At 37.3% G+C, this 6,823-nt stretch carries 6 protein-coding genes; all 6 read left to right on the forward strand.

Translation table 11 applies throughout. The annotated features are described in order from the left end of the window. Positions 1-126: 126 nt before the first annotated feature. The 6 genes from HMPREF9370_RS00535 (at position 127) to HMPREF9370_RS11715 (ending at position 6,724) form a co-directional block, all read left to right on the forward strand. Entirely contained in the window at positions 127-2,394 is a 2,268-nt protein-coding gene (locus tag HMPREF9370_RS00535; protein WP_009115272.1) for a capsular polysaccharide export protein, LipB/KpsS family, read from the forward strand. A gap of 137 nt (positions 2,395-2,531) precedes the next feature. Then, complete coding sequence (gene galE / locus HMPREF9370_RS00540) at positions 2,532-3,545, forward strand: UDP-glucose 4-epimerase GalE (RefSeq protein WP_009115273.1); 1,014 nt, start codon at positions 2,532-2,534, stop codon at positions 3,543-3,545. 170 nt (positions 3,546-3,715) lie between these two features. Then, entirely contained in the window at positions 3,716-4,552 is an 837-nt protein-coding gene (gene kdsA, locus HMPREF9370_RS00545; RefSeq protein ID WP_009115274.1) for a 3-deoxy-8-phosphooctulonate synthase, read from the forward strand. Positions 4,553-4,750: 198 nt separating this feature from the next. Then, complete coding sequence (locus HMPREF9370_RS00550) at positions 4,751-4,951, forward strand: hypothetical protein (RefSeq protein WP_009115275.1); 201 nt, start codon at positions 4,751-4,753, stop codon at positions 4,949-4,951. A gap of 624 nt (positions 4,952-5,575) precedes the next feature. Then, positions 5,576-6,088, forward strand: coding sequence for a pilin (locus HMPREF9370_RS00555; protein WP_009115276.1), 513 nt, complete (start codon positions 5,576-5,578; stop codon positions 6,086-6,088). A 132-nt stretch (positions 6,089-6,220) separates the two neighbouring features. Next, on the forward strand, positions 6,221-6,724 hold the full coding sequence (locus tag HMPREF9370_RS11715) for a pilin (RefSeq protein ID WP_009115277.1): 504 nt from the start codon (positions 6,221-6,223) through the stop codon (positions 6,722-6,724). Positions 6,725-6,823: the final 99 nt, after the last annotated feature.

A 6,823-nucleotide genomic window follows, 5' to 3' on the forward strand; every position in this document is an offset into this window, starting at 1 on the left:
CATAGAAACAGCAAAGTAAATATATAACCTATCAAAGCCGGAATCGCTTCAAGCAATTTAAAAAATACAACAAAACAAAATATTAGCAAATTCATGTATCAACTTAACTATTAACGGGGTTATTTAATGTTACTTCATAATCAAAACGAAAATCAATCCGTATCCTTCAGTGTAGATGTCATTATTCCCGTAAGAACTCGCAAGGAATATGATTTAATACCACGCTTACAACAGCGTTCCTTATATTCAATTCCATCAAATGTTAATTTTATAATAGTTGATTACGGTTCTCCTCAAGAAGATAGTGATCTAATAAAATCTATATGTGCGCAAAATAATTTTAAATACATTTTTGCCGACACCTCTTGTGAAATGTGGAATGCATCTAAAGCTCGCAATATTGCACTATTAGAATCTGAAGCAGATTATGTTGTATTTGAAGATATTGATTTAATTTCACACAAGGATTTTTACTCCTGGATTAATACCCAAATTAAATCGTTCCTCATCCAAAGAAACTGGCCTTTTTTTGTAATTCCAGTTTCATATCTAACAGAAGAAGGATCGCAAAATTTAACTGCTCCTTTAACCACAGAAGCATACGATGAACTTGTATCTGAAATATTTAATGCAACCGATTCAGATATGATTGAATTCCATGCCCCTGCTTCGTCCTATTTAGTTTGCTCTCGCGAACACGCATTGTTTGTTGGGGGATATGATGATTCGTTTGAAGGATGGGGATTTGAAGATTCGGATTTTTGGTTACGCCTTCTGAAAAAATCCAATATAGAAAAGCCGCGTGAATTTTATAAATTAGACACTCGTCCATATTCCAACCAAGTACAGTGGAGGGGATGGCGTTCTCTATTTCGAATTTTTGCAGATATTATTGGCCAAAAAGGTATTTACAGTTTTCATAAATGGCATCCTATTGCAGAGCATCGTTCGCCCGCAGTAAGAGAAAAGAACCATCAAATTTTCTTATCAAATACTGCTCGCTATTCAAATGAAAAATATGAATTGCCTCCACTTTGGAACCCAAATAAAAAGACGCATCTTTTTCTAACTAAAAACCCTCATTCTTATACTCATGAGGTTTTTAAATTCTTTAACAATCCGCTTTTAATAGAAGAAAACAATATTAGTATATTATTTTTAAATAAACTGATTAAAACCTATAACATTGAATCGGTTGTTTTTAATAACCCTTACGGCAATCCTAAACGACAAGCGTTATACCAAGCCTTAAAAACTCAAGGTATTCCATGCTATGTTATAGAGCGTGGGGCTTTACCGTGGTCAATCTATATTGATCCAAATGGTTTTTGTGCTGAAAGTAATTCATATTCTGAAAACAATTGGCCTACCACATTAACAGAGGAAAATAGACAAAAAACTATTGAATATATTTCCCATTTAAGAAGCAGTGGTTCTAGCTTGGAGCCTCAATCATCTCTTATTGGAAAAGATAACCTTAAGCGGAAATTATTTGGAGACTCAAATAATATCAAAATACTTTTTGTAGCTTTACAATCTCCAAGTGATACAACTACTAATTTTTTCTGCGGAAATATTAAAAGCTATGACAACTTTATTAATGAAATTAAAAAGCTGCCATTCCTTTTGGAAGAAACTGAATGGCGGGTTGTATACAAAAATCACCCACTAACTGTAGAGAAAGTCAAAATAGATAATGCCATAAATGTTGACGATTATCATATCGGTGATATTTTAGATGCTTGCGATGCTGTTGCACTAATTAATAGTGGTGTAGGCGTGTTGGCTGCCGCTTATCAAAAACCTGTTTATTTCTTCGGTCAGGCATTTTATGAATGCAACGGTTTAAACCAACTTGCTGTTGATGCATCGGATCTTTCTCAAAAACTAATACAACCATCATTTGCTTTTGATAAAGAGAAATCTCTTAAATTTATTTCTTATTTAATTAATGATTTTTATTCTTTTGCCAAATGGGATAGAAGAGAAAGAAACCATACCAAACTAGCTAAACTATCGATATCTGAAAATATTAGATACGAGGTAGTTCGCGTGCCAAACAAAGGCGAGAAGGTAATCAACAATACTGCACCTATCAACTTGAGAAACAGTTTTCTTTTTGATAGGTATCGTTTAGACGATTATATAGAAAGAAATAATGCAAAAAAAAAGGTTGAAAAACCAGCATCTCCCAAACCGGTTTCAAAACCACAGGTACTAACGTCACCTCCTTCGAAGAAAATTAATGATGCGAATTTGGACAGAATGGTTCGTCAAGACCAATTAAAACTTATGTCTCACAAGAGTACTACTTTAAAAAGAAAACTGAATAAATTAGTCCGTAATCCTAAATTATTTTTTGCAGATTATTTCTTAAAAAGAATAAGTCAATAACCAAGCATCATAATCAATTTTTTTCATAAAACTTTATAAGTTTATCAGTATCCGAATGGCAGCTATTCAATCTTGCATTGAATAGCTGCAAATAAACTTTGTAAGTAGTTTGACTTCTATAATTAATTACCATAAAAATGACTATTCTTGTTACGGGCGGAACCGGCTTTATCGGTTCACACACAGTGGTTACCTTGCTCCAACAGAACCACGATGTAGTTATTCTTGACAACTTAAGCAACTCCTCACCCAATATTCTTTCACGTATTTATACGATAACAAAAAAAGAAACGCCTTTTTATCAAGGAGACATTCGCGATCGTGCACTGCTTCGACAGATATTTTGTCAACACAAAATAGAAGCCGTTATGCATTTTGCAGGATTGAAATCAGTAGGAGAAAGTGTTAGCAATCCGATTAAATATTATGATAATAATGTTGTCGGCACATTAATCTTAGCAGAAGAAATGGCCGCTGCCGGAATATTCAATATAGTATTTAGCTCTTCTGCAACCGTTTATGGCAATCCAACTCAAACACCGATCACAGAAACTATGCCGGTTGGCGGCACAACCAATCCCTATGGTACTTCCAAATATGTGGCTGAACGTGTTTTGGGAGATATCCAAGCAGCAGACTCTCGCTGGAGCGTAACATTACTTCGTTATTTTAATCCTATCGGTGCACATGAAAGCGGCTTGATTGGAGAGCATCCGAATGACATTCCAAATAATCTGCTCCCTTACGTCTGCCTAGTCGGAGCAGGCAAACAACCTTTCCTCTCTATCTTTGGTAACGATTATCCGACCCATGATGGAACAGGAGTACGCGACTATATTCATGTAATGGATTTAGCTGAAGGGCATTTGAAAGCCATGCAAGCTAAACTGAATTGCTCGGGCGTTCATATTTATAACCTTGGAACCGGTAAAGGATATTCGGTTTTAGACGTTGTAAAATGTTTTCAAGCTGTTTCAGGTTTAAATATCCCATATCAATTCAAACCGCGTCGTTCGGGGGATGTGGCTGAGTGTTTTGCAGATCCGTCTTACACAAACCAACAGATTAATTGGCAAGCAACTCGAGATTTAAAACAAATGATAACCGATGCTTGGCGCTGGCAATGTAATAATCCCAATGGCTATGAATGATGTGCCATATCATTTTTCAGACAGGCATCTTTACTCAATGCCTGTCTGAAAAAGCTTTAGTAAAAAATTCACATCCAATCCCTCATTAAATAGCATATGCATGCTTATTGTTTTTTCTTATAATCAATTTCGTTATTTTCCAATATTTCTCAATTTACACAAGGATTCCCATGAAGATTGCCAACACCAACCTCTCCAACCACCTTCCGTTTACCCTGTTCGGCGGCATCAACGTATTGGAAGATTTAGATTCCACACTGAAAGCTTGTGAACAATATGTAGAAGTAACCCGCAAGCTTGACATTCCTTATGTATTCAAAGCTTCTTTCGACAAGGCAAACCGCTCCTCAATCCATTCTTTCCGTGGCGTGGGTTTGGATGAAGGAATGAAGATTTTTGAAGCAGTAAAAAAAGAATTTGGTGTGCCGGTGATTACTGATGTACATGAGCCGTGGCAGTGTGAACCGGTGGCTGAAGTGGTGGATGTATTGCAGCTGCCCGCTTTTCTTGCGCGCCAGACTGATTTGGTGGTAGCCATGGCCAAGACCGGCAAAGTAATCAATATCAAAAAACCCCAGTTTTTAAGCCCCTCGCAAATGAAAAATATAGTGGAAAAATTTAAAGAAGCGGGCAATAGCCAGCTGATTTTATGCGAACGCGGTTCCAATTTCGGCTATGACAATCTGGTAGTGGACATGCTTGGCTTTGGTGTGATGAAAAAAACCTGCCCTGATGTACCGATTATTTTTGATGTAACCCATTCACTGCAAACCCGCGAATCCGGTTCAGCAGCCTCAGGCGGCAGACGCAGCCAAGTTTTGGATTTGGCACTGGCGGGCATGGCTACCGGATTAGCCGGATTATTTTTAGAAAGTCACGCCAATCCCGACGAAGCAAAATGCGACGGCCCAAGCGCGCTACCTTTAAGCAAACTGGAAGACTTCTTGGTTCGCGTAAAAGCAGTAGATGATTTAGTGAAATCATTTCCTGATTTAGACATCCAATAATGCCTGTCTGAAAAACTTTCCCTATCAAAATGCGCAGCTGAAACTTTTCTTATTCTTATAAGGAATAGATTCAGCTGCTTAAAATTTTCAAGACCTACTATTTTTCAGACAGGCATTTTTTCCAAAGAAATATGAAGAAGCTGCATGAAAGCAATTTGACTATAATAAAACCCACATTTAAGCTAAACAAGATATGCCATGCCGCCGGAAAAAATCTATTACGCAGTAATTATCTTAATTTCCGCCATTTCCATATTACTCAGCCCGTTTTTTTATGTGCAAACAAAAAAGCGCATCAAAACACGACATGAGATAAAAAACGATTGGAAAATCATCGCAATCAGCAGCGTGATTATGTTCATCGTTTTATTATTAATCTGGCTGGTTTGGTTGGCTTAGCACACAGCATACTTGTATCCGATCATTTATCAAAACATTCTAATTTACGGCCGACAGCGCTGACTTGTCTTAATACCAGTTTATTAGAAATACCCCCACGACTTTTCAGACAGGCATATCCATTTCTTACAAAATAGAATTGTAAACAAACCCAAACAATCCTATGTCATAAATATCTTCTATTTAAAAATAAAACCGTTTATCTGGAATTTAAACTAACTAAACTAACTATTTATATGCAAAGCTATTTTTATAAGCATGAGCAAATCCCTTTTACCAAGCCATCCCGACCACACCGGCTGACAAAAAATGTCAGTCAAGATATGTAAATATTTTTCATTAGCTGACAAATTTCGGCACATGACCATAAAGCGACAGCGCCAAACCCAAACAACAGATCATAAAAACAAACCACAAAATAAATAAAAATCAAATAGATAAAAACAAATTCCACAATTTTTCAAACTTTGGCACGCCCATTGCTAGATACCTCATATCTGCGGCAAAACTGGAAACAGCCCGCCGCAACTGATGAAGTTCCCTTCTTTATTATGGTTTGAAGAAATTACCAAATACATTGCGGGATAAATTTTTACTACTTAAATAAATACGGAGTTTGAAAGAATGAAAGCTGTACAAAAAGGTTTCACCCTGATTGAATTGATGATCGTAATCGCCATTATCGGTATTTTGGCTGCGATTGCACTGCCGATGTATCAAAACTACATCGCCCGCTCACAAGTAACCCGTGCTATGGGTGAAGCCGGCAACCTGAAAACCGTTGTTGAAACCTGTATGTTGAATGGTCAAAATGTTGTTGGTAATGGCGCAGGTCAATGTGCACTTGGGGCAACTGGCTCTAACATCTTACGAGGCAACGCCCAAAGCGGTGAAACACTTGCTGCTGGTACTGGCGTACCACAAGTTACTATTAATGCAGGTGCCAACACAGCAACTATCGTTGCAACTTTTGGTAACAACGCTGCTGCGGCATTAGTTCCTGGAGGAAATAACGGTGGCCGCACCCTAACTTGGTCTCGCAATAACCAAGGTACTTGGACATGCTCTACAACTGTTGATGCAGCATATGCGCCTGCTGGTTGCCCAGTTGCTGCAAACAACGCTCGACGACCCTAAATTTAGTTTTTTTACTAATGTAAAAACGCGCCCTTGATTAAGGCGCGTTTTTCATAACTTAACTAAAAATTATTACCAACGAAAAGGGGGAAATAAATAATCGGTTAAAGATTATTTATTAAATTCATAAATATGGCAAAAATACACCAACAGCAAAACGGTTTTACCCTCATCGAATTAATGATTGTATTAATTATCTTGGGCGTGTTATCGGCTATTTCTTTACCTATATTCCAGAATTATGTTGCCAAATCTCAGCTTACTCGAGCTGTATATGAAATTTCCTCGACAAAAGCAAGTATCGACACTATTTTGTCTCAAGGCGGCTATCCTACTGTAGATCCGGATCAAGATAGGCAAAACTATCCAAATGGTTCTATTTATGAATACATTGGATTGAATGGTAATAACCCAACTTCAAATATAGTTAGCTTAGCTACAATCACCAATAATAATAATGCATTTGGAGGATTAGAAGCAACATTAGGGGGAGATGTTAGCACAGTATTGACCGGAACAATTATCAGACTAACCCGCAACCCTATAAATGGAACATGGCAATGCCAAATAGTTTTACCTCCCAATACAAGCACTTTAAATTTAAATGTTAATGGCTGCAACTTTGTCCAATCATAAAGATGTGGAACCGAAATCCATGAATACGATTACGGTTTACGTCCAATCGTACCCACCTTATTAACAACTGCCTGTCTGAAAAGGTTTTTCAGACAGGCA

Source organism: Neisseria wadsworthii 9715, from assembly GCF_000227765.1.
Classification (GTDB): domain Bacteria; phylum Pseudomonadota; class Gammaproteobacteria; order Burkholderiales; family Neisseriaceae; genus Neisseria; species Neisseria wadsworthii.

Excerpts from the sequence above, each read along its gene's own strand:
- HMPREF9370_RS11715 (WP_009115277.1), top strand. The coding sequence starts at position 6,221 with ATGGCAAAAATACACCAACAGCAAAACGGTTTTACCCTCATCGAATTA.
- HMPREF9370_RS00535 (WP_009115272.1), top strand. The coding sequence starts at position 127 with ATGTTACTTCATAATCAAAACGAAAATCAATCCGTATCCTTCAGTGTA.
- HMPREF9370_RS00555 (WP_009115276.1), top strand. The coding sequence starts at position 5,576 with ATGAAAGCTGTACAAAAAGGTTTCACCCTGATTGAATTGATGATCGTA.
- kdsA (WP_009115274.1), top strand. The coding sequence starts at position 3,716 with ATGAAGATTGCCAACACCAACCTCTCCAACCACCTTCCGTTTACCCTG.
- galE (WP_009115273.1), top strand. The coding sequence starts at position 2,532 with ATGACTATTCTTGTTACGGGCGGAACCGGCTTTATCGGTTCACACACA.
- HMPREF9370_RS00550 (WP_009115275.1), top strand. The coding sequence starts at position 4,751 with ATGCCGCCGGAAAAAATCTATTACGCAGTAATTATCTTAATTTCCGCC.